This is a genomic window from Kitasatospora sp. NPDC093102, assembly GCF_040683915.1.
In the GTDB taxonomy this organism is placed as follows: domain Bacteria; phylum Actinomycetota; class Actinomycetes; order Streptomycetales; family Streptomycetaceae; genus Kitasatospora.
This window is the reverse complement of record NZ_JBFBFA010000014.1, coordinates 134,285-160,370: the sequence shown is the minus strand read 5'-3', so window position 1 is coordinate 160,370 and position 26,086 is coordinate 134,285. Positions and strand designations below refer to the sequence as shown.

Genomic DNA, 26,086 nt, shown 5'->3' with positions numbered 1-26,086 from the left:
GGACCGCCGCTCGGCCGCCGACCAGGATCCTGGTCGGCGGCCGATCGGCTACCGCTGTGAACTGTGGAGCATAGGAGACTCGAACTCCTGACATCTGCCTTGCAAAGGCAGCGCTCTACCAACTGAGCTAATGCCCCTCGACGGCACCGCGCGTACCAACGGGCACTAGCGTACCGGTTTCCGGCGCGATTCCCAGCGCCGTCCCCCCCGGGACAGTGCCGTTCCCTGTGGTCGGCCGGTCCGGTTCGTCGACCGGGCCGGCCGGCCCGGGAGGCGCCGACGGGCGCCTCCGGAGTTCGTCGATCGTCAGATCGCCGGGGGCTCAGCGACCGGCCGGGACCGGGTCGGTGGCCTCGGTCCACAGGTCCTGCTCGGCGCGGTCGGCCTGGACCTGACGGTAGACAAAGAAGCCGCCGAGGGCGACCAGGGCGACCAGGAGAAGCTTCTTCACCGCGGGACCTCGTCCTTCGTGCGTTGGTGGACTCAAGAGCGGGAACCGGCCGGACTGACCGGGCCGACGAGTCCAGTTGTGTTTCGAGCGCGAACGGGCGGCCGAGTACCAGACTGCCCTTGCGGCCGATGATACACACCGGTGTCCCAATCGTGACCAGCCGCCGTACGGCCAACCCGGCGGTGCGGTCCCAGGATTGACGCCGCACCTCCCGCCGGGCCGCCCGGCACCACCACCACGGCCGTGCCGTTCACCAGGTCCACCCTGGTCCGTGGCGGTGCCCCCTCGCCCTCCGGGGACGCCCATCGCCCGGAACACCCCCATGTCGTCACCAACCCTCCACCGTCCCTCCCCCGGGGGTAGCGAAAAAGGGCGGGCGGTTCCCGGTCCGGCGGCGGGGAACGCCGAAGGGCCCGGAGTGGATCACTCCGGGCCCTTCGGGGAGGTGGGCCTAACAGGACTTGAACCTGTGGCCTCTTCCTTATCAGGGAAGCGCTCTAACCGTCTGAGCTATAGGCCCTCACCGAACAGAGATCGTACCCGACTCCGGCCGATCCGTGTCCCGCTCGATTTCAGGAAGTGTCGAAGGGCCCGGAGTGGATCACTCCGGGCCCTTCGCGGTGGTGGGCCTAACAGGACTTGAACCTGTGGCCTCTTCCTTATCAGGGAAGCGCTCTAACCGTCTGAGCTATAGGCCCTTGCCGCACTGAAAGATTAGCGGACCGACGGCCGATCTCCCAAATCCGGGTCGGCCGGGGCCGCGGCGACGCCCCCCGCGACCAGCTGCGGCGCGGCGGCGGTGGGGCTCAGCAGCCACTCCTCGCGGGTCGGCGGCAGACCTGCCGCGCCCTCCTCGGTGCTGCGGACGGCAAGGACCTGGTTGATCCCGATCCGGTTCTGCTCGAAGGCGAGCGCGGAGGCCGCCATGTACAGCCGCCAGACCCGGGCCCGGCCGCGCCCGACCAGCCGGACCGCCTCCGTCCAGCGCGCCTCCAGGTTGGCCACCCACTCGCGCAGGGTCAGCCCGTAGTGCTCGCGCAGCGACTCGACGTCCCGGACCTCGAAGCCGGCCTCCTCCAACCGGGCCACGGTGGAACCGACGGGGGAGAGCTCGCCGTCCGGGAACACGTAGCGGTCGATGAACGGGCTGGTGCGGTGCGGCTCGCCGGGCAAGTCGGGGCGGCGGGCGATCTGGTGGTTGAGCAGCCGGCCGCCGGGCACCAGCATCCGGTACAGGCCCTCGGCGTAGACCCGGTACTGCTCGGAGCCGACGTGCTCGGCCATCCCGACGCTGGAGATCGCGTCGAAGGGCCCGTCGGCGATCTCCCGGTAGTCCTGGAGCCGGACCTCGACCCGGTCGGACAGCCCGGCCTCCTCGATCCGGGCGCGGGCCAGCGCGACCTGCTCCCGGGAGATGGAGACGCCGACCGCGGTGACCCCGTAGTGCTTCGCCGCGTGCAGCAGCAGCGAGCCCCAGCCGCAGCCGACGTCCAGCAGGCGCATCCCGGGGCGCAGGCCGAGCTTGCGGCAGATCAGGTCGAGCTTGGCCTCCTGGGCGGCCTCCAGGCTCTTCGCCTCCGGCGTCCAGTAGGCGCACGAGTAGACCATCGAGGAGCCCAGCACGATCCGGTAGAAGTCGTTCCCGACGTCGTAGTGGTGGCTGATGGCCGCGCGGTCCCGGCTGCGGCTGTGCAGCCGCCCGTCGGCCTTGCGGACCTCCTCGCGGGGCGGCTCGGGATCGAGGCCGACCGCTCCGGCCCGCAGCACGGCGGCGAGCACCCGGCGGCCCTTGGCGCCGAGCACGTCGCGCGGCCCGAGGGCCAGGGTGCGGATCTCCGGCCGCTCGGCGAAGCGGGCGACGGCGGAGAGCGTCTCGTACAGATCGGTGCCGGGGGCGAGTTCCAGGTCCCCCGCGACGTAGGCCCGGGCCAGTCCCAGCTCGCCCGGCTGCCAGATCAGCCGGCGCAGTGCCCGGCGGTTGCGCAGGACCACGGTGGGCGCGCCCGGCGGCCCGGCGACGCTGCCGTCCCAGACCTGTACCCGCAGCGGAACCGGGACCCCCAACAGCCCTTCCAGGGCCTCGACCAGTTGACCTGCGAGCTTCGCCACCGCGCGCCTCCGTCCAGTCGTCCTGCGGAACCTCAGCTGACCCGGTCGGGCGGACCGGGGGCGGCCTGCGGCACTCCCAGGCGCGGGACGGGCGGCACCCAGCTAATCCCACCGCGGCCGCCCGGTTTCCGGACGGCGCGCCGCGGGCGGCCGGCTGTCACCCGAAATGCCGACGGGCCCCACCGGCTGCAACAGCCCGCGGGACCCGTGCATTCCGTCCTCGGACGGAGAGCTGAGCGAGGGTCAGGATCCGGCCGGGATCAGTCCTCCTCGGCCAGGGTGAGCTCGACGCCGCCGGTGAAGCCGGCCGCCGCGTTGTAGATGAACGCGGAGAGCGTGGACAGGGCGGTCAGCAGGACGACGTCGACCACGGCGATCAGCGTGGTGAAGGTCATCACCTTGCCGAAGCCGATGTAGTCCATCAGGTTGAGGCCGCCGCTGCTGTCCGAGCCGGTGACGTCCTTGAGGGTCTTGGTCAGCGAGTCGAAGACGCCGAGCGAGTCCAGTGTCATCCACAGCACGGCCGAGGCCACGATGATGATGATGCCGACGGCCAGCGACAGCAGGAAGCTGACCTTCATCACGGACCACGGGTCGACCTTGGTCACCCGCAGCCGGGCCTTGCGGGTCCGGCCGAGCCCGGGGCCGCCACCCGCGGGGGCGGCGGCGGCCGGGCGGCGCGCCGCCCCGGCGGCGGGCGTACCGCCGACCGGGGTTCCACCGGCCGGGGTTCCACCGGCCGGGGTTCCACCGGCCGGGGTGTTGCCCGAGGTCCGGGTGCCCCGGGCCGGGGTCGGCTGCCCCTTGGCGTACGTGGTCGGCTGCGAGAAGCCGCCCGAGCTGCCCTGCGGCTGCCCCCCGTAGGTCGCGCCGCTCTGTCCCGCTCCGCCGACCGGTGGCATCAGCGAGGTGGACGCGGCCGGGTGCTCGGCCGGCGGCTGCGGCACGCCGTACGAACCCCCGCCCTGTGCGCCCGGACGGCCGCCGGAGGTTCCTCCCGCAGCACCCGTGGCTCCACTCACCTGGTCCTCCCGCACTTCCCACCAGGACGGCGGCGCCGCCCTGCTTCGTCACTCGTCATCCAGCGCCCGGCGGGATTGCCCGGAACTGGTCGGCGTCCGGTGCCGCCGCGTCCGTCTACCTTGACGCGGCGGAACCGGTCTGCGGTTCGGTTCAGGCCTCGGCGTCTCCGCCGACCACCGTCTCCGTACCCTCGGCCGTCTCGGTGGACTCGGTACCCGCCACCTCGTCCTCCGCCGTCTCCTCGTCCTCGGCCTCCGCGTTGCGGGCCATGCCCACGACCGCGTCGCGCTTTCCGAGGTTGATCAGTTGGACGCCCATGGTGTCACGTCCGGTTTCACGAACCTCGGAAACCCTTGTGCGGATCACTCCACCCGAGAGGGTGATCGCCATGATCTCGTCGGATTCGTCGACCACGAGCGCACCGACCAGCGAGCCGCGCCCCTCGACGATCTTCGCTGCCTTGGTGCCGTAGCCGCCGCGCCCCTGGACACGGTACTCGTCCACACCGGTGCGCTTGGCGTATCCGCCGTCGGTCGCAGTGAAGACGTAGGTACCCGGACGGACGACGTTCATCGAGAGCAGTTCGTCGTCCTCGCGGAAGGCCATGCCCTTGACGCCGGAGGTGGCGCGGCCGGTGGGCCGCAGCGCGTCGTCGGTCGCGGTGAAGCGGATCGACTGGGCCTTCTTGGAGACCAGCAGCAGGTCGTCCTCGGCGGAGACCAGCTCGGCGCCGATCAGCTCGTCGTCCCGGCCCTCCTCGTCCTGGCGCAGGTTGATCGCGATCAGGCCGCCGGAGCGCGGCGAGTCGTAGTCCTTGAGCGCGGACTTCTTCACCAGGCCGGCCCGGGTGGCGAGGACCAGGTACGGCTTGTCCTCGTAGGTGCGGACGGCCATCACCTGGGTGATGTGCTCCTCCGGCTGGAAGGCCAGCAGGTTGGCCACGTGCTGGCCGCGGGCGTCGCGCCCGGCGTCCGGCAGCTCGTAGCCCTTGGCCCGGTAGACCCGGCCCTTGTTGGTGAAGAACAGGATCCAGTTGTGGGTCGTCGTCACGAAGAAGTGGTCGACGATGTCGTCCTGCTTCAGCTGGGCACCGCGCACGCCCTTGCCGCCGCGCTTCTGCGAGCGGTAGAGGTCGGAGCGGGTCCGCTTGACGTAGCCGCCACGGGTGATCGTGACGACGATGTCCTCCTCGGCGATGAGGTCCTCGATGGAGAGGTCGCCGTCGGAGGGGATGAGGGTGGAGCGCCGCTCGTCGCCGTACTTCTCGACGAGCGCGGCGAGCTCCTCGGAGATGATCTCCCGCTGGCGGGTCGGCGAGGCGAGGATCGCGTTGTACTCGTCGATCTTGCGCTGGAGCTCGTCGTGCTCGTCCATGATCCGCTGGCGCTCCAGGGCGGCCAGGCGGCGCAGCTGCATCTCCAGGATGGCGTTGGCCTGGAGCTCGTCGATGTCGAGCAGGCCCATCAGGCCGGTGCGGGCGGCGTCGGCGCTCGCCGAGGCCCGGATCAGCGCGATGACCTCGTCGATCAGGTCCAGGGCCTTGAGCAGGGCGCGCAGGATGTGGGCGCGCTCCTCGGCCTTGCGCAGGCGGAAGGTGGTGCGCCGGACGATGACCTCGACCTGGTGGTTGACCCAGTGCCGGATGAAGGCGTCCAGCGACAGGGTGCGCGGCACGCCGTCGACCAGGGCCAGCATGTTGGCACCGAAGTTGGTCTGCAGCTCGGTGTGCTTGTACAGGTTGTTGAGCACGACCTTGGCGACCGCGTCGCGCTTGAGCACGACGACCAGGCGGGTGCCGGTGCGCGAGGAGGATTCGTCGCGGACGTCGGCGATGCCGGCGATCTTGCCGTCCTTGACCAGGTCGGCGATCTTCAGGGCGAGGTTGTCCGGGTTGACCTGGAAGGGCAGCTCGGTGATCACCAGGCACTGGCGGCCCTGGATCTCCTCGACCTCGACGACGGCCCGCATGGTGACCGAGCCGCGGCCGGTGCGGTAGTAGTCGTCGATGCCGCGGCGGCCGACGATCAGCGCGCCGGTGGGGAAGTCGGGGCCCTTGATCCGCTCGATCAGGGCCTCCAGCAGCTCCTCGTTGGAGGCCTCGGGGTTCTCCAGGTACCAGAGCGCGCCGGAGGCGACCTCGCGCAGGTTGTGCGGCGGGATGTTGGTGGCCATGCCGACCGCGATGCCGGTGGCGCCGTTGACCAGCAGGTTGGGGAAGCGGGCCGGGAGGACGGTCGGCTCCTGGGAGCGGCCGTCGTAGTTGGGCGCGAAGTCGACGGTCTCCTCGTCGATGTCGCGCATCATCTCCATGGCCAGCGGCATCAGCTTGCACTCGGTGTAGCGCATGGCCGCCGCCGGGTCGTTGCCCGGAGAGCCGAAGTTGCCGTTGCCGTCCACCAGCGGCATCCGCAGCGACCACGGCTGGGCCAGGCGGACCACGGTGTCGTAGATCGAGGTGTCGCCGTGGGGGTGGTAGTTGCCCATGACGTCGCCGACGACGCGGGCGCACTTGTAGTAGCCCTTCTCGGGCCGGTACCCGCCGTCGTACATCGCGTAGAGCACGCGGCGGTGCACCGGCTTGAGGCCGTCGCGGACCTCGGGGAGCGCCCGGCTGACGATCACGCTCATCGCGTAGTCGAGGTACGAGCGCTGCATCTCGGTCTCGAGCTCGACCGGCTCGATCCGCATGGTCGCCTGGGCGGTGGCCTCGGCGGCGGCTGCGGGGGTCTCGGGCTGTTCGCCTTCGGGACGGTTGTCGTCGACCACTGGTGGTCAGTTTCCTTTCACGCGGACTGGTACGTGCGGGGCCTGGGGTGCAGGCGTCACACGTCCAGGAAGCGGACGTCCTTGGCGTTGCGCTGGATGAAGGAGCGGCGGGCCTCGACGTCCTCGCCCATCAGCACGGAGAACAGCTCGTCGGCGCGGGCGGCGTCCTCCAGGGTGACCTGGAGCAGCAGCCGGTGCTCGGCGTCCATGGTGGTGACGCGCAGCTCCTCGGCGTTCATCTCGCCGAGACCCTTGAAGCGCTGGATCGCGTCGTCCTTGGGCAGTCGGCGGCCGGCCTCGACGCCGGCGGCGATCAGCGCGTCGCGCTCGCGGTCCGAGTAGGCGTACTCGAAGTCGTCCTTGCCCCACTTGATCTTGTACAGCGGGGGCATGGCGAGGTAGACGTACCCGGACTCGACCAGCGGCCGCATGAAGCGGAACAGCAGGGTGAGCAGCAGGGTGCGGATGTGCTGACCGTCGACGTCGGCGTCGGCCATCAGGACGATCTTGTGGTACCGCAGCTTGGACTCGTCGTAGTCCTCCTGGATGCCGCAGCCGAAGGCCGAGATCAGCGCCTGGACCTCGGTGTTCTGCAGCACCTTGTCGATCCGGGCCTTCTCGACGTTCAGGATCTTGCCGCGGATCGGCAGGATGGCCTGGGTGCGCGGGTCGCGGCCCTGCTTGGCGGAGCCTCCGGCGGAGTCACCCTCGACGATGAAGATCTCGCACTCGGACGGGTCCTTGGACTGGCAGTCGGAGAGCTTGCCCGGCAGCGAGGCGGACTCCAGCAGGCCCTTGCGGCGCGTCAGGTCGCGGGCCTTGCGGGCGGCGACGCGCGCGGTGGCGGCCTGGATGGACTTGCGGATGATGTCCGCGGCCTCGTTGGGGTTGCGGTCGAGCCAGTCGTTGAGCTGCTCGTGGACGACCTTCTGGACGAAGGTCTTGGCCTCGGTGTTGCCGAGCTTGTCCTTGGTCTGGCCCTCGAACTGCGGCTCGCCGAGCTTGACCGAGATGATCGCGGTCAGGCCCTCGCGGATGTCCTCGCCGGAGAGGTTGTCGTCCTTCTCGCGGAGCAGCTTCTTGTCCCGCGCGTAGCGGTTGACCAGGCCGGTCAGCGCGGCGCGGAAGCCCTCCTCGTGGGTGCCGCCGCCGTGGGTGTGGATGGTGTTGGCGAAGCTGTAGACCCCCTCGGTGTAGGAGGAGTTCCACTGCATCGCGATCTCCACCGAGATCGCCTTGTCCTTGTCCTCGGCCTCGAAGTCGATCACCGAGGGGTGGACGGGCTCGCCCTTGCGGGAGTTGAGGTGGGCGACGAAGTCGGCGATGCCGCCGTCGTACTTGTACGTGACGGAGAGCGGCTTGCCGTCCTCGTCCGCGTGCTCGGGGCGCTCGTCGGTCAGCGAGATGGACAGGCCCTTGTTGAGGAAGGCCATCTCCTGGAAGCGCCGGGAGAGCGTCTCGAAGGAGTAGACGGTGGTCTCGAAGATGTCCCCGTCGGCCCAGAAGGTCACCGTGGTGCCGGTGCGGCTGGTCTCCGCGCCCTTGACCAGGGCGGCGGTCGGCGCGCCCATCTTGTAGTCCTGGGTCCAGACGTGGCCGTCCTTGTGGATCTCCACCGAGAGCCGGGTGGACAGCGCGTTCACCACGGAGACACCCACGCCGTGCAGACCGCCGGAGACGGCGTAGCCGCCGCCGCCGAACTTGCCGCCCGCGTGCAGGACGGTGAGCACGACCTCGACGGCGGGCTTGTCCTGGCCGGGGACGATGTCCACCGGGATGCCGCGGCCGTTGTCGACGCAGCGGATCGCGCCGTCGGCCATGATCGTGACGTCGATGGTGTCGGCGTACCCGGCCATCGCCTCGTCGACGGAGTTGTCCACGACCTCCTGCACCAGGTGGTGCAGGCCGCGCTCACCGGTGGAGCCGATGTACATGCCGGGGCGCTTGCGGACGGCGTCGAGGCCTTCCAGCACCTGGATGTTGCTACCGGTGTAGGAAGCCTGGTCGGACTGGTCTGGGGTCTGGCTGGGGTTGCCGGAATCGGCCACGAAGCGCCCTCTCTGGCACAGCACGGGCCGCATGCCCACCCCGTGCGGGCGGGCGTGCGACCACAGCGTTTCGACTCGGTTGCCACTAGCAACAGTGTTTGGCTTCCAGTCTACCGGTACGACTGACAGAGATGGGCGTTTGGCAGCCCTTGAGGGCAGATATGCCGCCCTGAATCCCCTCTGCACATGTCCCGATACTCGCCCGGGGGGCCCAGGGCGCCTGGAAGGGCTGTCAGGGGTTCCGGAAGATCGCCATCCGATCCGCGCACCCGGCGGCCGTCCGACCACCCGCTCAGCCCCAGGTGTCGCCCGGCCCCTTGCTCCCCGGCGCGCGCAGCCGGCCGTAGCCGCGGGCGGGCGCCGCCGGGCCGAGCACCTTGATGGTCTTGACCGTCCCGTGCCCCAGCTCGTGGTTCAGTCTGGCCACCAACTGCCTTGCCAGCCAGCGCAGTTGGGTGGCCCAGGCGGTGGAGTCGCACTGCACGGTGAGCACCGCGGCCGCTTCGTCGTAGGAGGAGGGGTGGCAGTGCGCGGCGATGTCCGGGCCGACGATCTGCGGCCAGCGGCCCATCACCCCGCCGACGGCGGCCGAGGACTCCCAGCCGCGCTCGGTCAGCAGCCGGTTGAGCGCCGCACCCAGCGGGACCGGGTCGCGGCCGTCCGAACGGGCGCCGCTGCGCAGACCGTGCCGCTTCGCCTCGCGCTTCTCCCGGACCTGCTCGCCGCGCTGGCGGGCCTGGGCGCGGGCCGCCCGCAGCGCGGAGCGGGCGAGGTCGGCGCCGGTCGGCCCGGAAGCGCCGGGCCCGGGGGCTTCGGACTTGGGGGCTTCGGACTTGGGGGAGCGCTCCGCCGACTCGCTCACGGCGATCTCCTTTCCCCAGCCTGTGGACAACGGTCGCGGTCGCGCGCCCGCCGAGCCGTCCAGCCTACGGGAGCGGCCTGGCCCGTCGGGCCGGGGCGGGGGTGCGCGGAAGTGGTCGCGGTGCGGTGACGTCGGTGCGGTGGTGCCGGTGAAGCGGGCGCGGTCAGGCGTCGATCCGGCGCACAGCGCCGTCGGAGACCGCGAACCGGGCGCCGGACAGCGCCTTCGGGACGTCCTCGGCGACCGCCGCGGTCACCAGCACCTGCTCGCCGTCGGCCACCAGCTCGGCCAGCCGGTCCCGGCGGGCGGCGTCCAGCTCGGCGAACACGTCGTCCAGGATCAGCACCGGCTCGCCGCCGTCGGCGCGCAGCAGCTCGTACGAGGCCAGCCGCAGCGCCAGCGCGTAGGACCAGGACTCTCCGTGGCTGGCGTAGCCCTTGGCGGGCAGCGGGCCGAGCTTGAACAGCAGCTCGTCGCGGTGCGGGCCGACCAGGGTGACGCCGCGCTCGACCTCCTGCCTGCGGACCGCCTGCAGCGCGTGCAGCAGTTGCTCCTCGGCCTGCTCGCGGCTGGTCGGCAGCTCGCCCTCGAAGGAGCTGCGGTACTCCAGGGCGGTCTCGCCACCCCCGGGGGCCAGCTGCCCGTACGCGGCCGCCACCAGCGGCTGCAGGGCGGCCACCAGCTGGATCCGGAAGGCCGTCAACTCGGCGCCGGCGCGGGCCAGATGGCCGTCCCAGACCTCCAGGGTGGACAGGTCCGCACCCTTGCCGCCGCCGGCCCGGCGGGCCATCGCGGCGGTCTTCAGCAGGGCGTTGCGCTGCTTGAGCACCCGCTCGTAGTCCTGCCGCACCCCGGCCAGCCGAGGTGCCCGGGCGGTCAGCAGCTCGTCCAGGAAGCGCCGCCGCTCACCCGGATCGCCCTTCACCAGGCTGAGGTCCTCGGGAGCGAACAGCACGGTGCGCAGCAGGCCCAGCACGTCGCGCGGGCGGACGTTGTCGGAGCGGTTGATCCGGGCCCGGTTGGCCTTGCCCGGGGTGAGCTCCAGTTCGATCAGGGTGGAGCGGCCGCGGTCCACCACCGAGGTGCGGACCACCGCCCGCTCGGCACCCAGCCGGATCAACGGGGCGTCGGTGGCGACCCGGTGGCTGCCCAGGGTGGCAACGTAGCCGATCGCCTCGACCAGGTTGGTCTTGCCCTGACCGTTGGGTCCGACGAAGGCGGTCACGCCCGGGTCGAGGGGAACCTCGGCCCGGGCGTACGACCGGAAGTCGGCGAGCGACAGATGCGCGACGTGCATGGCTGTGGACTGCGCCCGCCTTCTCGTGGAGAACCGTCTGGTTACTTGGACTCGACCGCGTGGCCGCCGAACTGGTTGCGCAGCGCGGCGATCATCTTCATCTGCGGCGAGTCCTCCTGGCGGGAGGCGAAGCGGGCGAACAGCGAGGCGGTGATCGCCGGCAGCGGCACGGCGTGGTCGATCGCGGCCTCGACGGTCCAGCGGCCCTCGCCGGAGTCGGCGGCCCAGCCGCGCAGCTTGTCCAGGTGCTCGTCCTGGTCCAGGGCGCGGACGGCCAGGTCCAGCAGCCAGGAGCGGATGACGGTGCCCTCCTGCCAGCTGCGGAAGACCTCGCGCACGTCGGTGACCTCGGGGGCGGCCTCCAGCAGCTCCCAGCCCTCGGCGAAGGCCTGCATCATCGCGTACTCGATGCCGTTGTGGACCATCTTGGCGAAGTGGCCGGCGCCCACCGCGCCCGCGTGCACCGAGCCGAAGTCGCCCTCGGGCTTGAGGGCGTCGAAGACCGGCTGGACCTTGGCGACGTGCTCGGCGTCGCCGCCGTACATCAGCGCGTAGCCGTTCTCCAAGCCCCAGACGCCGCCGGAGACGCCGCAGTCCACGAAGCCGATGCCCTTGGCGGCCAGCGCCTCGGCGTGCTTGATGTCGTCGGTCCAACGGGAGTTGCCGCCGTCGACCACCACGTCGCCGGGGGAGAGCAGCTCGGCGAGCTCGTCGACGGTCGCCTGGGTGGCGGCGCCCGCCGGGACCATGACCCAGACCACGCGCGGGCCCTGGAGCTTGGTGACGAGCTCCTGGAGGCTCTCGACGTCGGAGATGTCCGGGTTGCGGTCGTAACCGATGACGGTGTGGCCGGCGCGGCGGATCCGCTCGCGCATGTTGCCGCCCATCTTGCCGAGACCGATGAGGCCGAGCTCCATGACCAAGTCCTTACCTGTGGTGAACGTGCCTGCCGGCGGCGCCGTTGCCGCACTCCTTGAGCCTACGCGCTGGAGCGGCCCCGGCCGTCTGCGGTCGGCCGAGCGGGGGAGACGTCCACAGGCTGTGCACAGCGGGTGTGCACAGCCTGTGGGTAACCGGACGCGGGTGGATCAGCCGGAGAGGCGGACCGGCATGATCAGGTACTGGTAGGCCTTGTCCTCCTCGGCGTCCACCGAGACCTTGCCGCTGAGCAGCGCGGGCTTGGTCGGGGTGGTGAAGCTGAGCTGGGCGAAGGGGGAGTCGATGGCCTTGAGGCCCTCCTCCAGGTAGCCCGGGTTGAAGGCGATCGAGATGTCGTCGCCCTCCAGGTCGGCCTCGATCCGCTCGGTGGCCTGGGCGTCGTCGCCCGAGCCGGCCTCCAGGGTCAGCACGCCCTGCTCGAAGTTCAGGCGGACCGGGGTGTTGCGCTCGGCGACCAGCGAGACGCGCTTGAGCGCCTCCAGGAAGGGCTGGGTCTGGATCGCGGCGACGGCGCTGAACTCGGTCGGGAACAGGCTGCGGAACTTGGGGAACTCGCCCTCCAGCAGCCGGGTGGTGGTCCGTCGGCCGGCGCCCTCGAAACCGATCAGGCCCTCGCCCGCGCCGCCCGAGGAGAGCGCGATGGAGACGTTGTCGCCGCTGCCCAGGGACTTGGCGATGTCCTGGAGGGTCTTGGCGGGGACCAGCGCGACGGCGGAGATGTCCGACTGCTCGGGCTTCCACAGCAGCTCGCGGACGGCGAAGCGGTAGCGGTCGGTGGCGGCCAGGGTGATCCGGTCGCCCTCGATCTCGACCCGGACACCGGTGAGCACCGGGAGGGTGTCGTCCCGGCCGGCGGCGACCGCGGCCTGGCTGACGGCGGAGGCGAAGACGTCGCCGGAGACGGTGCCGGTGGCGGTCGGCATCTGGGGGAGCGCGGGGTACTCGTCCACCGGGAGGGTGGGGAGGGTGAAGCGGGAGCTGCCGCAGACCACGCTGACCCGCTGGCCGTCGGTGGAGATCTCCACCGGCCGGTTGGGGAGGTTGCGGGAGATGTCGTTCAGCAGCCGGCCGGAGACCAGGACGGTGCCGGCCTCCTCGACGTCCGCCTCCAGCTCGACCCGGGCCGAGACCTCGTAGTCGAAGCCGGACAGCGCCAGGCTGCCCTCCTGCGCGGTCAGCAGCAGGCCGGCCAGCACCGGCACCGGAGGCCGTGCCGGGAGGCTGCGGGCAGCCCAGGCCACCGCCTCCGCGAGGACGTCACGCTCCACCCGGAACTTCACCGGTAACCGCCTCCTGGATCGAGCGCTCCCGCTCGCACTCTGGTTCGTCTGATCTTGATCGTCGGTTCGGCTGTCCGCCGAGCTCCGTCACTCCGCTTCCAGTCGCAAGGACAGTCTGACGTACTCCGCCGACAGACGGGGCAGACGGGCGGAAGCAACCCGAACGCTTGTCGGGGCGCGGTTGTCCACAGATTCGGGGCCCACCCACTTTGAAAGCAAGTCCGGGGTCTAAATGTGTAGTGGTAGTAGTAGGGCCTGTGGAAACCGTGGATAACCCCGTTTCCGCAGGTCAGAGCCCGAATTTTGTCCACAGCGGGTGTGGACGGCGGCTGTGGACGGACAGGCCTCGCTGTGGACAGCCGAGCGTTACCCACAGGCCACGCACGGTATCCACAGGTTATCCCCAGGGCTGTCCCCAGATCCGGGCCCGGTTATCCACGGGCGCCGGTCAACTTTTCGTGACGCCTTTCACACCAGGGTATGAACGCCAGCCCACGGTTGTCGAACTGTGGACGCGGCTGTGGACAACCTGGGGATAACCGCCCCTCCCCTGGGGACAACCGGTGGATAACCCGGACGGCCCACTGGTGGCCCGTCAATTGTCCACACCCTGTGGATAACCGTTGTGCACAAGTCCACAGGCACGTGACCTGCGCGGAAGAGCGTAGCGGCGACGGGCCTGTGGACGAATTCTGGATAACTCCGCACTCCCCACCCTGTGGACGGTGGAGAAGGGGCCGGTCCTGTGGACAACGGCCTTGCGCGCCCCGGGCTTTCGAATCACCGGTCAGCTGTTCGGCGCGGACTGTGGACTGGCGGATCGTCCGCCGACGGCATCCCTGCCCAGTCGGCGCGCGACGCACACCTGTGGATGCGCAAAAGGGCGTCAGGATTCGCTCCTGACGCCCTGAGGGCCCGTCCTGCCGGTCGTTCCCGGGGCCCGGGCCGATCGACGGGACGGGCCCCGGGCCGCACTGCGCGGCGCCGGCTAGCTCTTGATGCGGTTGGTGAGTTCGGTGACCTGGTTGTAGATCGAGCGCCGCTCGGCCATCAGCGAGCGGATCTTGCGGTCCGCGTGCATCACCGTGGTGTGGTCGCGGCCGCCGAACTGTGCGCCGATCTTCGGCAGCGAGAGGTCGGTGAGCTCCCGGCAGAGGTACATCGCGATCTGCCGGGCCGTCACCAGCACCCGGCTGCGCGAGGATCCGCAGAGGTCGTCCACACCCAGGCCGAAGTACGCGGCGGTCTGCTGCATGATGACCTGCGCGGTGATCTCCGGGCCGGCGTCCTCGTCCCCGCCCGGGATCAGGTCCTTGAGGACGATCCCGGCCAACTCCAGGTCCACCGGGGCCCGGTTGAGGTTGGCGAAGGCGGTGACCCGGATCAGCGCGCCCTCCAACTCCCGGATGTTGCGGGTGATCCGGGACGCGATGAACTCCAGCACGTCGGCGGGAGCGTTGAGTTGCTCCTGGATCGCCTTCTTGCGCAGGATCGCGATCCGGGTCTCCAGCTCCGGCGGGGTGACGTCGGTGATCAGGCCCCACTCGAAGCGGTTGCGCAGCCGGTCCTCCAGCGTGGTCAGCAGCTTGGGCGGCCGGTCCGAGGAGAGGACGATCTGCTTGTTCGCGTTGTGCAGGGTGTTGAAGGTGTGGAAGAACTCCTCCTGCGTGGACTCCTTGCTCGCGAGGAACTGGACGTCGTCCACGAGCAGGATGTCCATGTCCCGGTAGCGGCGGCGGAAGGTGTCCGCCTTGCCGTCCCGGATCGAGTTGATGAACTCGTTGGTGAACTCCTCCGAGGACACGTAGCGCACCCGGGTGCCCGGGAAGAGACTGCGCGAGTAGTGCCCGATGGCGTGCAGCAGGTGGGTCTTGCCCAGCCCGGACTCGCCGTAGATGAAGAGCGGGTTGTACGCCTTGGCCGGGGCCTCGGCGACCGCCACCGCCGCCGCGTGCGCGAAGCGGTTGCTGGCGCCGATGACGAAGGTGTCGAACAGGTACTTGGGGTTCAGCCGGGCGGCCGGCTCGTCCTTGCGGGAGCCGCCGGCCGGGGGAGCGCCGGGCGGGGCGGGCACCCCGGGGACGCCGGGACGCTCCGGGCGCTCCGGGGCGGCCTTCTCCGCCGGGCGGCCGCCGGAGGGACGGGAGCCGCCGGCCCGGCGGCCGGCGCCGGTGCGGGGCTGCTCGTTCGGGCCGGGGCCGTAGGCGCCGCCGAAGAGGTCGCCCTGGGTGGTCGCGGGCGGGCCGGGTACGGGCCGCGGCGCCGGGCGGGGCGTGGGCTCCTCCGGATCGCGGTAGGCGGGCGGCTGCTCGTGGTAGCCCTGCCAGCCCTGTCCGCCGCCGGGGCCGCCGTACGGGGCCTGGCGCGGGTCGTAGCCACCGGTGTCGTAGCGGGGGCGCTCGTAGTCCTGCTCGTACGGCTGCCCCTTCTCGTAGGGCTGGCCGTGCTCGTACGGCTGCCCCTTCTCGTAGGGCTGGCCGTGCTCGTACGGCTGCTGGTAGTCCTGGTCGCCGTAGTCGGGGGCGTGCTCCTCGGCCGGGCCCGGGTAGGGCTCGGCGGGGGCCTGGGCGGCGGGTGCGGGGGCGGTCGGCACCGCGTTGGCGTCGACCATCACGGCGATCCGGACCGGGCGGCTGAGCTCACGGCTGAGGGCCTCGGTCAGCTGCGGCAGCAGCCGGCCCTCCAGCACCTGCTTGGCCCGCTCGTTCGGGGTCGCCAGCAGGGCGGTGTCGTGCATCATCCACATCGGCTGGGTGCGCTGCACCCACTGCTTGTCCATCTCCCCGACATCGGGGTCGCTGACCAGCCGCTCGACGACCCTGGCCCAGACCGGGACGAGGTCGCTGTTGACATCAGCCACTGGTGCACGCTTTCCAAGAACAAACCAGACAAGTTCTACAACGGTAGTCAGCGAACAGGGCCGGATCAAGTCGTTGTCCACAGGCTGTGGGCGAAGCGGGGCGGAGGCGGCTGGTTTGACCCTCGCACCCCGTCCCGCGTACCGTAACCAGGTCGAGTTGTCGATGGCCGCTGCCGCATGTCCGCGGGTCCACCCGCTCCATAAGGCGCGCAGCACGGGCGCCGTGGATTGCCTCAGACCCCAGCCGAACTGGGGCGATGGGCCGGATTTCCGAAATCAGGGGAGATCACGCGGACGCACGGTGACGGCCAAGCGACTCCCCGTCATCCTACGATTCACCTCAGGAGCCCCCGAGTGAGCAAGCGCACCTTCCAGCCGAACAACCGTCGCCGCGCGAAGACCCACGGCTTCCGGCTGCGTATGCGTACCCGCGCCGGCCGCGCCATCCTGGCCGCCCGCCGTGGCAAGGGCCGCGCCAGCCTGTCCGCCTGATCCGCGCCAGAGTCTGTTGTGCTGCCCTCCGAGAATCGGCTGCGGCGGCGCCAGGACTTCGCGACCGCGGTGAAACGCGGTCGCCGGGCCGGCCGGCCCCTTCTGGTCGTCCATCTCAGCAGAGAAGGTGACCCCCAGGGGCAGACCGACCGGACCAGCGACTCCCGCCCGCACGTCGCCGAGGGGACTCCTTCGGCGCGTGCGGGTTTCGTCGTGAGCAAGGCCGTTGGCCCGGCGGTCGTCCGCAACCTGGTCAAGCGCCGGTTGCGCCACCTCGTTCGTGATCGTCTGTCCAGGCTGCCCGCCGGTAGCCTGATAGTGGTGCGTGCGCTGCCCCAGGCCGCGACCGCCTCGTACCAGGACCTCGAACGTGACCTGGACGCGGCACTCAAGCGGTTGCTGAGGACGGAGCCCGCCGCCACGGCGCCGACGGGAGCAGGGCGATGAAGTACCTGCTGATGGGTCTGATCAGGGTCTACCAGTGGACCATCAGCCCACTGCTCGGTCCGGTCTGCCGTTATTACCCCTCCTGCTCGCACTACGGCTACGAGGCCGTGAAGGTGCACGGGGCGGTCAAGGGCGGCGGGCTGACCGCGTGGCGCATCCTGCGCTGCAATCCGTGGACGCCCGGCGGGGTCGATCACGTCCCGCCGCGCAAGCATCCGGTGTGGCACCGGCGGTTGCGAGACTGGCTGAAGAGCCGGTCCGCCACCGGAGACCCGGTGACCGCCACCCCCGCCGGTCCGGACCCCGAGGGCCCGGCGACCATTGGTCCCGTGCGGCCAATCCACCTGTCCAAGGAGCCTGACCGGTGACCTTCTCCTTCCTGAATCCCCTGTACACGGCGGTGTCCTGGATCATCGTCCAGTTCCACTCGCTGTACAGCAACATCTTCAACCCGGACGGTGGCTGGGCCTGGGGTCTCTCCATCGCCTCGATGGTGGTCGTCATCCGGATCTGCCTGATCCCGCTCTTCGTGAAGCAGATCAAGGCGACCCGGGCCATGCAGGCGATCCAGCCGAAGATGAAGGCCATCCAGGAGCGCTACAAGAACGACCGGCAGCGCCAGTCCGAAGAGATGATGAAGCTGTACAAGGAGGCGGGTACCAACCCGTTCTCCAGCTGCCTTCCCATCCTCGTGCAGGCGCCGTTCTTCACCGCCCTCTACGGTGTGCTGGCCTCGGTCGCCAAGGGCAGCTCGATCGGTGTGATCCACGGCGACCTGCTGGTGAGCGCCGGCAAGGCGCACATCTTCGGCGCCCCGCTGTCCGCGACCTTCGTCAGCAGCAGTGAGACCAGCGTCAAGATCGTCACCGCCGTGATGATCATCCTGATGTCGCTGTCGCAGTTCGTCACCCAGCGCCAGCTGATGACCAAGAACGTCGACCTCACGGTGAAGACGCCGTTCATGCAGCAGCAGAAGATGCTGATGTACGTCTTCCCGATCATGTTCGCCGTGATGGGCATCAACTTCCCGGTCGGTGTCCTGGTCTACTGGCTGACCACGAACGTCTGGTCGATGGGCCAGCAGCTGGTCGTCATCCACAACAACCCGACCCCGGGCAGCAAGGCTTTCCAGGAGCGCCAGGAGCGCCTGAAGAAGGCCGGCCGGCTGCGTCCGGACGGTACGGAGATCAAGGGTGCGCTCTGGGGCATGCTGCCCCCGTCCAAGGCGGCCATCAGCGAGGCGGCCAGCGCCGCCGCGGTCGTGGAGGAGTCGGTCCGGGCGAGCCGCCAGCAGCCCCGTCGGCAGTCCAAGTCCCAGCGCCAGCAGGGCGGTGCCGGGCAGCCGGCCGCCGACCTGAGCAAGGAAGCCCAGGCCGAGGAGCCTGCCGACACCGTCCCGGCCGAGTCCGGTGGCAAGCCGGCGGCCGCCAAGCAGACCGGGGCCACGCCCGCCGGCACCAAGCAGGGCACCCGGCAGCAGCCGAAGCGCGGTGGCGGCCAGCGGCCGAAGAAGAAGTCCTGACCGGCCCCGAGCCTGGCGTGACTGCCGCGAAGAGCTTCGTTCCCGGCCCGACAGACGGGCCCATCTCCGAAGGAGTCCATCAGTGACGGAAGGCACCACCTCCGCCGTCGAGGCCGAGGCCGCCGCCAGCGCCGACGAGAGCCTCATCTCCCGCCTGGAGCAGGAGGGCGACATCGCGGCGGACTACCTGGAGGGTCTGCTCGACATCGCGGACCTCGACGGTGACATCGACATGGACGTCGAGGGCGACCGCGCCCTGGTCTCCATCGTCAGCGACGGCAACGACCGCGCGCTGCAGCGCCTGGTCGGCCAGGACGGCGAGGTGCTGGAGGCCCTCCAGGAGCTGACCCGGTTGGCTGTCCACCGGGAGACCGGCGAGCGCAGCCGCCTCATGCTGGACATTGCCGGCTTCCGGGCCCGCAAGCGCGAGGAGCTGGCGGTGCTCGGCGCCAAGGCCGCCGAGCAGGCCAAGAGCACCGGCGAGCAGGTCAAGCTGCGGCCGATGACGCCCTTCGAGCGCAAGGTCGTCCACGACGCGGTCGCCGCGGCCGGCCTGCGCAGCGAGTCCGAGGGCGAAGAGCCCCAGCGGTGTGTGGTCGTGCTGCCGGTCTGAGGCCGACAGGTCGACGACCGGCCGCCGCGGCGGCCGGAGAGCTTCACCGGACGCGACCCCGTCCGCCTCGTGCGGGCGGGGTCGTCGTCCCTTCTGGGATGTTTCACGTGAAACAGTGCGTTGAGCGGGTCGGTGGATCCGGGGATCGGAGAGGTCGAGATGGACACGGAGAACGCGGCTGCCGGCCGGCCGGGGGCGGACGTGGACCCGGCCGCTGAGGGGCGGGCCACCGAGCTGGAGAAGCTGCCCGAGGCGCCGGCCGCGGCCCGGGAGGTCTTCGGCGAGCGCTACGACGCCGCGGTCCGCTACACCGAGCTGCTGGCCACCGCGGGTGTGCAGCGCGGGCTGATCGGGCCCCGCGAGGTGCCCCGGCTCTGGGACCGCCACGTGCTGAACTGCGCGGTGCTGGCCGAGTTGCTGCCCTCCGGCATCACCCTGTGTGACGTCGGCTCCGGGGCCGGCCTGCCGGGCATCCCGGTGGCGCTGGCCCGCCCGGACGTCTCGGTGACGCTGCTGGAGCCGCTGCTGCGCCGGACCACCTTCCTGGAGGAGGTCGTCCGGGAGCTGGGGCTGGACAACGTCACGGTGCTGCGCGGCCGCGCCGAGGAGATGGTCGGCAAGCTCGCGGTAGACGTGGTGACCGCCCGGGCGGTAGCGCCGCTGGACCGGTTGGCCGGCTGGGGCATGCCGCTGCTGCGCCCGCACGGTCAGATGCTGGCGCTCAAGGGGGACAGCGCGGAGCAGGAACTGGCCGACTCGAGGGCCGGACTGGCCAAGCTGGGTGCGGTCGAGTGGAGTGTCATCGGGGTGGGCGAGGGCACCCTGGAGACCTCGACCCGGGTGGTCCAGGTGAAGGCGGGGGAGAGCCCCGGCGGGGTGAAGGCGGCCACCCGGCGAGCCAAGGCGGCCCGGGCGGGCCGCAACGCGAGCGTCCGGACCGGCGAGCGCGGCCGGGGCGGGCGGCGTCGCGGCCGCTGAACCGGCGTGACGCCGGACACGTACCGAGCACGGGCGGACGCGCCTCCTGAACGGGAGGGGCGTCCGCCCGCGGTCGTTCAGGTGACGGGCGGGTCGACAGCGGGACGCCGGAGTGTCGCAACGTCAGATTTCCGGCATAGCGGGCATGGTGTTTCACGTGAAACGTCGCTCCTTGCTCTCGGGCATCCTCCGCCGTGACCGGGCGGCGACTGTTGCCGCTCCGGTTTCACGTGAAACACTGACCCCCATGCAGGACTCGGAGACCGTCGACCATATCGATGACACGCCCATCGCACGGGCTGCCCAGGCTGCGGTTCAGGCGATCGGCCGAGCGGGCGCGGGACTGCCCCGGCCCGCCGCCACCCGGGTGATCGTGGTCGCCAACCAGAAGGGCGGGGTGGGCAAGACCACCACCACCGTGAACATGGCCGCCTCGCTCGCCATGCACGGCCTGCGCGTCCTGGTCGTCGACCTCGACCCGCAGGGCAACGCCTCCACCGCGCTCGGTATCGACCACCACGCCGAGGTGCCGTCCATCTACGACGTCCTGGTGGAGGGCAAGCCGCTGGCCGACGTCGTGCAGCCGGTGCACGATGTCGAGGGGCTGTTCTGCGTCCCCGCCACCATCGACCTGGCCGGCGCCGAGATCGAGCTGGTCTCTCTGGTGGCCCGGGAGAGCCGGCTCCAGCGCGCCATCGCCGCCTACGAGCAGCCGCTCGACTACATCCTGATCGACTGTCCGCCCTCGCTGGGCCTGTTGACGGTCAACGCCCTGGTCGCCGGCAGGGAGGTGATGATCCCGATCCAGTGCGAGTACTACGCGTTGGAGGGCCTCGGCCAGCTGCTGCGCAACGTCGAGCTGGTGCGGGCGCACCTCAACCCCGCACTGCACGTGTCGACCATCCTGCTCACCATGTACGACGCCCGGACCAGGCTGGCCGCCCAGGTCGCCGAGGAGGTCCGGACCCACTTCCAGCAAGAGGTGCTGAGCACGGCGATCCCCCGCTCGGTGCGCATCTCGGAGGCGCCCAGCTACGGGCAGACGGTGCTCACCTACGACCCGGGCTCGACCGGGGCGCTCTCCTACCTGGAGGCCGCCCGCGAGCTCGCGCTGCGTGCGGTGGGCCAGGGCGGACCGCTGGTGGGTCAACAGCGGGACGGCCACCAGGGGCACGGCGCCCCGGTGGCACAGTACGGCACGACGGAGGGTCATCAGTGAGTGCTCGCAGGGTTGGTCTGGGCCGAGGGCTGGAGGCGCTGATCCGCCCCGCCGCGCCGGTGGACGGCGGGGCGGAGGCGAAGCCCGCGACAGCCGCGCCCGTACCGGCCTCGGTGACGCCGCTGCCGAGCGGCCGTGGCACGGTGGCGGCCCGGGCGGCCGCGGAGAAGCAGGCGGAGCAGGCACAGCCTGCCAGTGCCTACTTCGCCGAGCTGCCGCTGGACGCAATCACCCCCAACCCGCGCCAGCCGCGTGAGGTCTTCGACGAGGACAAGCTGGCCGAGCTGGTCACCTCCATCAAGGAGGTCGGCCTGCTCCAGCCGATCGTGGTGCGCCAGGTCGGTGCCGACAGCTTCGAGCTGATCATGGGCGAGCGCCGTTGGCGCGCTTCCCGGGAGGCCGGGCTGGAGCGGATCCCGGCGATCGTCCGGGCCACCGAGGACGACAAGCTGCTGCTGGACGCCCTCCTGGAGAACCTGCACCGGGCCGAGCTGAACCCGGTGGAGGAGGCCGCCGCGTACGACCAGCTGCTGCGGGACTTCTCCTGCACCCACGAGGAGCTGGCCGACCGGATCGGCCGCTCGCGCACGCACGTCTCCAACACCCTGCGGCTGATGAAGCTCCCGCCGTCCGTTCAGCTCCGGCTGGTGGCCGGGACGCTGATGGCCGGGCACGCCCGGGCGCTGCTCGGACTGTCGGACCCCGAGCAGCAGGAGCGGCTGGCCGCGCGGGTCAACGCCGAGGGCCTCACGGTGCGCAACGTCGAGGAGATCGTCGTGCTGATGCGCTCGGAGGAGCCGGAGAAGCAGAAGCGCCAGACGCCGAAGGCGGGCAAGCTGAACTCCCCGGCGTTCAACGACCTGGCGAGCCGGCTGTCCGACCGCTTCGACACCCGGGTCAAGGTCGAGGTGTCGCAGCGCGGAGGCAAGCTGGGCAAGGGCAAGGTGGTGCTGGAGTTCGGCTCGGTGGAGGACCTGAACCGGATCCTGGACAGCATGGCCCCGGGTGAGGACGGTCTGCGGCTGTCGCAGGGCTGAGCCGGACCGGCCGGCCGAGGGCAACGACCCGATGGGTGCGTGTTCCACGTGAGCGCTGTTTCACGTGAAACATGCACCCATCGGTGTTCGTGGGGGAATGCTCGACCGTGAAAGGGAGGAGGAGGTGCGGCCATGGGACGCCGGATCGCTCCGCTGACGCTGGACAACCTCGGGGACCTGCCGACCGGCTGCCGCTCCTGCGTGTTCTGGGAGCTGGACCCGGTCAGCGCGAAGCAGGCGGTGGAGTCGGGCAAGCCGGAGCTGGAGAAGGAGGGATGGATCTCCACGGTGTTGCTGGAGTGGGGCTCCTGCGGCCGGATCGTCTACGTGGACGACCGGCCCGCCGGGTTCGTGTTGTACGCGCCGCCCGCCTACGTCCCCCGCTCGCAGTCCTTCCCGACCAGCCCGGTCTCGCCGGACGCCGTTCAGCTGATGGTCAGCCGGGTGCTGCCGGGCTACCAGCGCCAGGGGCTCGGCCGGGTGCTGGTGCAGACCGTGGCGAAGGACCTGATCGGGCGCGGGGTGCGGGCGATCGAGGCCTTCGGCTCGGCCGGGCGGGTGCCCACCAGCTGCGTGCTGCCGGCCGACCACCTGCTCGCGGTCGGCTTCAAGACCGTCCGTCCGCACCAGCGCTACCCGCGGCTGCGGCTGGAGGCGCGGACCACGCTCTCCTGGCGGGGCGACGTGGAGGGGGCGCTGGAGCGGCTGCTGGGCGGCGGGCGCAAGGAGCCCGCGCTGCGGCCGTTCTAGGAGAAGCCCGGAAGACGACGGCGGCGGGGCTCCCCCATTGGAGGGGAGCCCCGCCGCCGTGTGGTCGACGAGCGGAAGACCTAGATGAACTCGGCCAGCTCGCGCAGCAGCGCGGCCTTCGGACGGGCACCGGTGATGGACTTCACCGGCTCGCCGCCCTTGTAGACGATCAGGGTCGGGATCGAGATGACGCCGTACTGGGCGGCGGTCGCCTGGTTGGCGTCCACGTCGAGCTTGGCGATGGTCAGCTTGTCGCTGTGCTCGGCCGCGATCTCGTCCAGGATCGGGGCGACCTGGCGGCACGGGCCGCACCAGGTGGCCCAGAAGTCGACCAGTACGGGCTTCTCGCTCTCCAGGACGTCGGCCTGGAACGTCGCGTCGGTGACTGTGGTGGTGGCGCCGGCCACGGGAACTCCTCGGGTTCGGACGGAGGGGGCTGCTACCAGGAGAACAACGGGTGGGTCCGTTCTGTTTCTGCCCGGCCGGGGCGGGGGTGTTCCACGTGGAACACCCCCGCGGGATGGATCGGGGGAGGGGCTCAGACCGCGACGGCGGCGGCCTTGGCCTCCAGGTCGTCCAGCGCCGCCAGGTAGCGCTCGGCGTCCAGGGCGGAGGAGCAGCCGGTGCCGGCGGCGGTGATGGCCTGGCGGTAGGTGTGGTCGACGACGTCGCCGGCGCCGAAGACGCCCGGGATGTTGGTCCGGGTGGAGGGGGCCTCGACCTTGAGGTAGCCCTCGGCGTCCAGGTCCAGCTGGCCCTGGAAGAGCTCGGTGCGCGGGTCGTGGCCGATCGCGATGAACAGGCCGGTGACGGCCAGCTCGCGGGTCTCGCCGGTGGTGGTGTCGCGCAGGGTGACGCCGCTCAGCTTCGGGTCGCCGTGGATGGCCTCGACCGCGCTGTCCCACTCGAAGCGGATCTTCGGGTCGGCGAAGGCACGCTCCTGCATCGCCTTGGAGGCGCGCAGGGTGTCCCGGCGGTGGATGATCGTGACGCTCCTGGCGAAGCGGGAGAGGAAGGTCGCCTCCTCCAGGGCGGTGTCGCCGCCGCCGACCACCGCGATGTCCTGGTCGCGGAAGAAGAAGCCGTCGCAGGTGGCGCACCAGGAGACGCCGCGGCCGGACAGCTTGTCCTCGTTCGGCAGGCCGAGCTTGCGGTGCTGGGAGCCGGTGGTGACGATCACGGCGCGCGCCTTGTGCACGTTGCCCTCGGAGTCGGTGACGGTCTTGATGTCACCGGTGAGGTCGACCGCGACGATGTCGTCGGGGATCAGCTCGGCGCCGAAGCGCTCGGCCTGGGCCCGCATGTTGTCCATCAGCTCGGGGCCCATGATGCCGTCCCGGAAACCCGGGAAGTTCTCGACCTCGGTGGTGTTCATCAGCGCACCACCGGCGGTGACGGCCCCCTCGAAGACCAGCGGCCTGAGGGAGGCACGGGCCGTGTAGAGAGCGGCCGTGTACCCGGCCGGGCCGGAACCGATGATGATCACGTTACGGACGTCGCTCACTGCTTCTCCTGGTTCGCATCGCGACCCGCGTTTGCTGCGGGGAGGGCGGTCCTGCTCCGCCGCCCGGGACAACGACTGACCAGTGTCTCGCATTCCCAGGCGGATCAGTACCAGGTGCCCGAAGTCCGGAAGCGGCGTGGCGCAGTTGGCGTGGATCGCATGGGAACCGTCGGTCAGCGGCTGGGAACGGCCTGGTGCAGGAGGACCGGGCCGCAGCCGGTGGAGCGCAGGTAGACGTCGACGAAGCCGGGCCGGCCGGGCAGCGGGTAGACCAGGACGTCGACCGGGGCGCCCCGGTAGCTGCCCCGGTCGGTGGCCAGCGGGCTGCCGGCGGCGGGGGCCGGGCAGCCCGGGTCGGCGGAGGCGGGGGAGTCGGGCTCCGGTCGGGCACCGTCGGCGGGCAGGGCGCCCTCGGACTTGGCGGGCCCGGTGGCCCGCAGCCCCGGGACGGTCTCCGAGCGGGCCAGCAACTGCTGGACCTGGGCGGCGAGTTCGTCCTCGCGGTAGTCGGTGCCGGCACCCGCTGCGTGCGGGGTGCGGGCGCCGTGGTCGTCGGCGGTCGGGGCCCCGCCCGCGGTGGCCGTCACAGTGCCGGACCGGTCGTCGGGGTGCAGCAGCAGTGCCCCGCCGAGCCCGAGTGCGGCCAGGGCGGCCGCCGTGCCGAGCAGCAGGGCGAAGCGCCGCCGACGGGGACGGGAGCGGCCGGGGCCGGTGGCCGCGTCGGCCCGGCCGGCGGGTCGGTCCGCGGGCCGGGAGGGGGCGTCGGAGGAGGCCGTGACGGGCTCCGCGGCGGCGCGTGCGGGTCGGTCCGGGGTTCCGGTCCGCCGGCCGGCCGCGGGGTCCTCCTGCGGCCGGCCGGCGGCCTCGCGGTCGCTCCCGGCGGCGGCCTCGGCCAGCGCCGCGTCCAGCCGGGCGGCGACGTCGGCCGGCATCGGAGGGGCCACGACGTCGCCGAGCAGCGCCTGGACCTCGGCGAGCGCGTCGACGGTCTCCCGGCACTCGGCGCAGCCGTCCAGGTGCTGCCGCAGCGCCCCGGCGGTGTCCGGGGAGTCGATCAGCCCCTCGGCGAGGTCGGCGAGCTGCTCCACCAGGGGGTGGCCGTCGGCGGGGTCGGGGAAGGAGGGGTGGGCGTTCATCGGGTGCTCGCGTCTCCTTCCAGAACCGTCCGACCGGTGCTCGGGCCCGTCCCTGTGACGGTGCCGGGGCGCTGCGGGTTCCCCGGGGTGTCCCGGCGCGATGGGGCCGAGCCGGGCGCGGGCGGTGTTTCACGTGAAACATCCGGCTCGCGCAGGTGCCGGACCAGCGGGAGGAGCCGGGCCCGACCGCGTGCGCAGCGGCTCTTCACGGTGCCCACCGGGACGCCCAGCAGCTCGGCCGCCTCGGCCACCGGGTAGCCCTGCATGTCGACCAGCACCAGCGCGGCCCGCTGCTCGGCGGGCAGCTCGGCGAGCGCCGCGGTCAGCTCGCGGTGCAGCTCGGCCCGGACCACGGGGGAGTCGGCCGGCTCGGCGGTGCCGATGAGGGTGTCCAGCCGCTGAGGGTCCTCGTCGAGCGGGGTGGTGCGGCGGGTGGCGCTGCGCCTCGCGCGGTCCAGGCAGGCGTTGACCACGATCCGGTGCAGCCAGGTGGTGACCGCCGAGCGGCCCTGGAAGCCTGCGGCGGCACGGAAGGCGGAGACCAGGGCGTCCTGGAGGGCGTCGGCGGCCTCCTCGCGGTCGCCCAGGGTGCGCAGGGCGACCGCCCAGAGCCGGTCGCGGTGGCGGTCCACCAGCAGGCCGAAGGCCGCCGGGTCGCCGGCGACGTGCCGGGCGAGCAGCGCCGCGTCGTCGTCCGTCCGGTCCACCCCGTCCGTCACCGTCCCCCTCCGTCCCGGCCGTTCGCCCGTGTCG

23 protein-coding genes and 3 tRNA genes are annotated in these 26,086 nt (G+C 71.4%); 9 read left to right on the top strand and 17 right to left on the bottom strand.

Annotated elements, in window-relative coordinates:
• Nucleotides 1–64: 64 nt before the first annotated feature.
• From AB0O11_RS20525 to dnaA, 13 genes are all read right to left on the bottom strand, one after another.
• Nucleotides 65–137 (bottom strand) — tRNA-Ala (locus tag AB0O11_RS20525).
• Between the two features lie 185 nt (nt 138–322).
• Nucleotides 323–451, bottom strand: a complete 129-nt coding sequence (locus tag AB0O11_RS20520) for a DLW-39 family protein (RefSeq protein ID WP_014137031.1) — start codon at nt 449–451, stop codon at nt 323–325.
• A gap of 446 nt (nt 452–897) precedes the next feature.
• Nucleotides 898–971, bottom strand: a tRNA-Ile gene (locus tag AB0O11_RS20515).
• Nucleotides 972–1,072: 101 nt separating this feature from the next.
• Nucleotides 1,073–1,149 (bottom strand) — tRNA-Ile (locus AB0O11_RS20510).
• Nucleotides 1,150–1,165: 16 nt separating this feature from the next.
• The gene (locus AB0O11_RS20505; RefSeq protein WP_363388695.1) at nt 1,166–2,560 is read right to left on the bottom strand and encodes a cyclopropane-fatty-acyl-phospholipid synthase family protein; all 1,395 of its coding nucleotides are present in this window, start codon (nt 2,558–2,560) and stop codon (nt 1,166–1,168) included.
• 260 nt (nt 2,561–2,820) lie between these two features.
• Complete coding sequence (locus tag AB0O11_RS20500) at nt 2,821–3,507, bottom strand: DUF3566 domain-containing protein (RefSeq protein ID WP_363388693.1); 687 nt, start codon at nt 3,505–3,507, stop codon at nt 2,821–2,823.
• Between the two features lie 226 nt (nt 3,508–3,733).
• Nucleotides 3,734–6,271, bottom strand: coding sequence for a DNA gyrase subunit A (gene gyrA, locus AB0O11_RS20495; RefSeq protein WP_363388711.1), 2,538 nt, complete (start codon nt 6,269–6,271; stop codon nt 3,734–3,736).
• A gap of 134 nt (nt 6,272–6,405) precedes the next feature.
• A complete protein-coding gene (gene gyrB, locus AB0O11_RS20490) occupies nt 6,406–8,421 on the bottom strand; it encodes a DNA topoisomerase (ATP-hydrolyzing) subunit B (RefSeq protein WP_363388690.1) in 2,016 nt (671 codons plus the stop codon).
• A 268-nt stretch (nt 8,422–8,689) separates the two neighbouring features.
• The gene (locus tag AB0O11_RS20485) at nt 8,690–9,265 is read right to left on the bottom strand and encodes a DciA family protein (RefSeq protein ID WP_363388709.1); all 576 of its coding nucleotides are present in this window, start codon (nt 9,263–9,265) and stop codon (nt 8,690–8,692) included.
• A 157-nt stretch (nt 9,266–9,422) separates the two neighbouring features.
• Nucleotides 9,423–10,556 carry a DNA replication/repair protein RecF gene (gene recF, locus AB0O11_RS20480; protein ID WP_363388687.1) on the bottom strand — a complete coding sequence of 378 codons (1,134 nt, stop codon included), beginning with the start codon at nt 10,554–10,556 and terminating at the stop codon, nt 9,423–9,425.
• A 41-nt stretch (nt 10,557–10,597) separates the two neighbouring features.
• Nucleotides 10,598–11,473 carry a phosphogluconate dehydrogenase (NAD(+)-dependent, decarboxylating) gene (gene gnd / locus AB0O11_RS20475; protein ID WP_363388684.1) on the bottom strand — a complete coding sequence of 292 codons (876 nt, stop codon included), beginning with the start codon at nt 11,471–11,473 and terminating at the stop codon, nt 10,598–10,600.
• Between the two features lie 171 nt (nt 11,474–11,644).
• Nucleotides 11,645–12,775 carry a DNA polymerase III subunit beta gene (gene dnaN / locus AB0O11_RS20470; protein ID WP_224284069.1) on the bottom strand — a complete coding sequence of 377 codons (1,131 nt, stop codon included), beginning with the start codon at nt 12,773–12,775 and terminating at the stop codon, nt 11,645–11,647.
• Between the two features lie 988 nt (nt 12,776–13,763).
• A complete protein-coding gene (dnaA, locus tag AB0O11_RS20465; protein WP_363388680.1) occupies nt 13,764–15,635 on the bottom strand; it encodes a chromosomal replication initiator protein DnaA in 1,872 nt (623 codons plus the stop codon).
• A gap of 354 nt (nt 15,636–15,989) precedes the next feature.
• Here dnaA and rpmH point away from each other — a divergent pair, with 354 nt between their 5' ends.
• The 9 genes from rpmH to AB0O11_RS20420 all read left to right on the top strand — a co-directional run bounded on the left by rpmH (nt 15,990) and on the right by AB0O11_RS20420 (nt 22,693).
• A complete protein-coding gene (gene rpmH / locus AB0O11_RS20460; RefSeq protein ID WP_030059672.1) occupies nt 15,990–16,127 on the top strand; it encodes a 50S ribosomal protein L34 in 138 nt (45 codons plus the stop codon).
• Between the two features lie 18 nt (nt 16,128–16,145).
• Nucleotides 16,146–16,574, top strand: coding sequence for a ribonuclease P protein component (rnpA, locus tag AB0O11_RS20455; protein ID WP_363388677.1), 429 nt, complete (start codon nt 16,146–16,148; stop codon nt 16,572–16,574).
• The gene (gene yidD, locus AB0O11_RS20450) at nt 16,571–16,942 is read left to right on the top strand and encodes a membrane protein insertion efficiency factor YidD (RefSeq protein ID WP_224284463.1); all 372 of its coding nucleotides are present in this window, start codon (nt 16,571–16,573) and stop codon (nt 16,940–16,942) included. The genes rnpA and yidD overlap by 4 nt, the downstream gene beginning before the upstream one ends.
• Nucleotides 16,939–18,096, top strand: a complete 1,158-nt coding sequence (gene yidC / locus AB0O11_RS20445; protein ID WP_363388673.1) for a membrane protein insertase YidC — start codon at nt 16,939–16,941, stop codon at nt 18,094–18,096. The genes yidD and yidC overlap by 4 nt, the downstream gene beginning before the upstream one ends.
• Before the next feature lie 82 nt (nt 18,097–18,178).
• Nucleotides 18,179–18,709 carry a R3H domain-containing nucleic acid-binding protein gene (locus tag AB0O11_RS20440; protein ID WP_224284461.1) on the top strand — a complete coding sequence of 177 codons (531 nt, stop codon included), beginning with the start codon at nt 18,179–18,181 and terminating at the stop codon, nt 18,707–18,709.
• A 159-nt stretch (nt 18,710–18,868) separates the two neighbouring features.
• Nucleotides 18,869–19,687 carry a 16S rRNA (guanine(527)-N(7))-methyltransferase RsmG gene (rsmG, locus tag AB0O11_RS20435; protein WP_363388670.1) on the top strand — a complete coding sequence of 273 codons (819 nt, stop codon included), beginning with the start codon at nt 18,869–18,871 and terminating at the stop codon, nt 19,685–19,687.
• A 274-nt stretch (nt 19,688–19,961) separates the two neighbouring features.
• Nucleotides 19,962–20,906: a ParA family protein gene (locus tag AB0O11_RS20430; RefSeq protein ID WP_363388706.1), complete on the top strand. Its 945-nt coding sequence runs from the start codon at nt 19,962–19,964 to the stop codon at nt 20,904–20,906.
• Nucleotides 20,903–21,943, top strand: coding sequence for a ParB/RepB/Spo0J family partition protein (locus AB0O11_RS20425; protein WP_363388667.1), 1,041 nt, complete (start codon nt 20,903–20,905; stop codon nt 21,941–21,943). The genes AB0O11_RS20430 and AB0O11_RS20425 overlap by 4 nt, the downstream gene beginning before the upstream one ends.
• Before the next feature lie 132 nt (nt 21,944–22,075).
• A complete protein-coding gene (locus AB0O11_RS20420) occupies nt 22,076–22,693 on the top strand; it encodes a GNAT family N-acetyltransferase (RefSeq protein WP_363388664.1) in 618 nt (205 codons plus the stop codon).
• A gap of 80 nt (nt 22,694–22,773) precedes the next feature.
• Here AB0O11_RS20420 and trxA read toward each other — a convergent pair whose 3' ends face one another.
• The 4 genes from trxA to sigM all read right to left on the bottom strand — a co-directional run bounded on the left by trxA (nt 22,774) and on the right by sigM (nt 26,052).
• On the bottom strand, nt 22,774–23,100 hold the full coding sequence (trxA, locus tag AB0O11_RS20415; protein ID WP_224284274.1) for a thioredoxin: 327 nt from the start codon (nt 23,098–23,100) through the stop codon (nt 22,774–22,776).
• A 131-nt stretch (nt 23,101–23,231) separates the two neighbouring features.
• Entirely contained in the window at nt 23,232–24,197 is a 966-nt protein-coding gene (gene trxB / locus AB0O11_RS20410) for a thioredoxin-disulfide reductase (protein WP_363388660.1), read from the bottom strand.
• Nucleotides 24,198–24,370: 173 nt separating this feature from the next.
• Complete coding sequence (locus tag AB0O11_RS20405) at nt 24,371–25,333, bottom strand: hypothetical protein (RefSeq protein WP_363388657.1); 963 nt, start codon at nt 25,331–25,333, stop codon at nt 24,371–24,373.
• Entirely contained in the window at nt 25,330–26,052 is a 723-nt protein-coding gene (sigM, locus tag AB0O11_RS20400; protein WP_363388654.1) for an RNA polymerase sigma factor SigM, read from the bottom strand. Before sigM ends, AB0O11_RS20405 begins: the two co-directional genes overlap by 4 nt.
• Nucleotides 26,053–26,086 lie beyond the last annotated feature (34 nt).

Excerpts from the sequence above, each read along its gene's own strand:
- gyrA (WP_363388711.1), bottom strand. The coding sequence starts at position 6,271 with ATGCGGATCGAGCCGGTCGAGCTCGAGACCGAGATGCAGCGCTCGTAC.
- recF (WP_363388687.1), bottom strand. The coding sequence starts at position 10,556 with ATGCACGTCGCGCATCTGTCGCTCGCCGACTTCCGGTCGTACGCCCGG.
- gnd (WP_363388684.1), bottom strand. The coding sequence starts at position 11,473 with ATGGAGCTCGGCCTCATCGGTCTCGGCAAGATGGGCGGCAACATGCGC.
- yidD (WP_224284463.1), top strand. The coding sequence starts at position 16,571 with ATGAAGTACCTGCTGATGGGTCTGATCAGGGTCTACCAGTGGACCATC.
- rsmG (WP_363388670.1), top strand. The coding sequence starts at position 18,869 with ATGGACACGGAGAACGCGGCTGCCGGCCGGCCGGGGGCGGACGTGGAC.
- AB0O11_RS20420 (WP_363388664.1), top strand. The coding sequence starts at position 22,076 with ATGGGACGCCGGATCGCTCCGCTGACGCTGGACAACCTCGGGGACCTG.
- AB0O11_RS20405 (WP_363388657.1), bottom strand. The coding sequence starts at position 25,333 with ATGAACGCCCACCCCTCCTTCCCCGACCCCGCCGACGGCCACCCCCTG.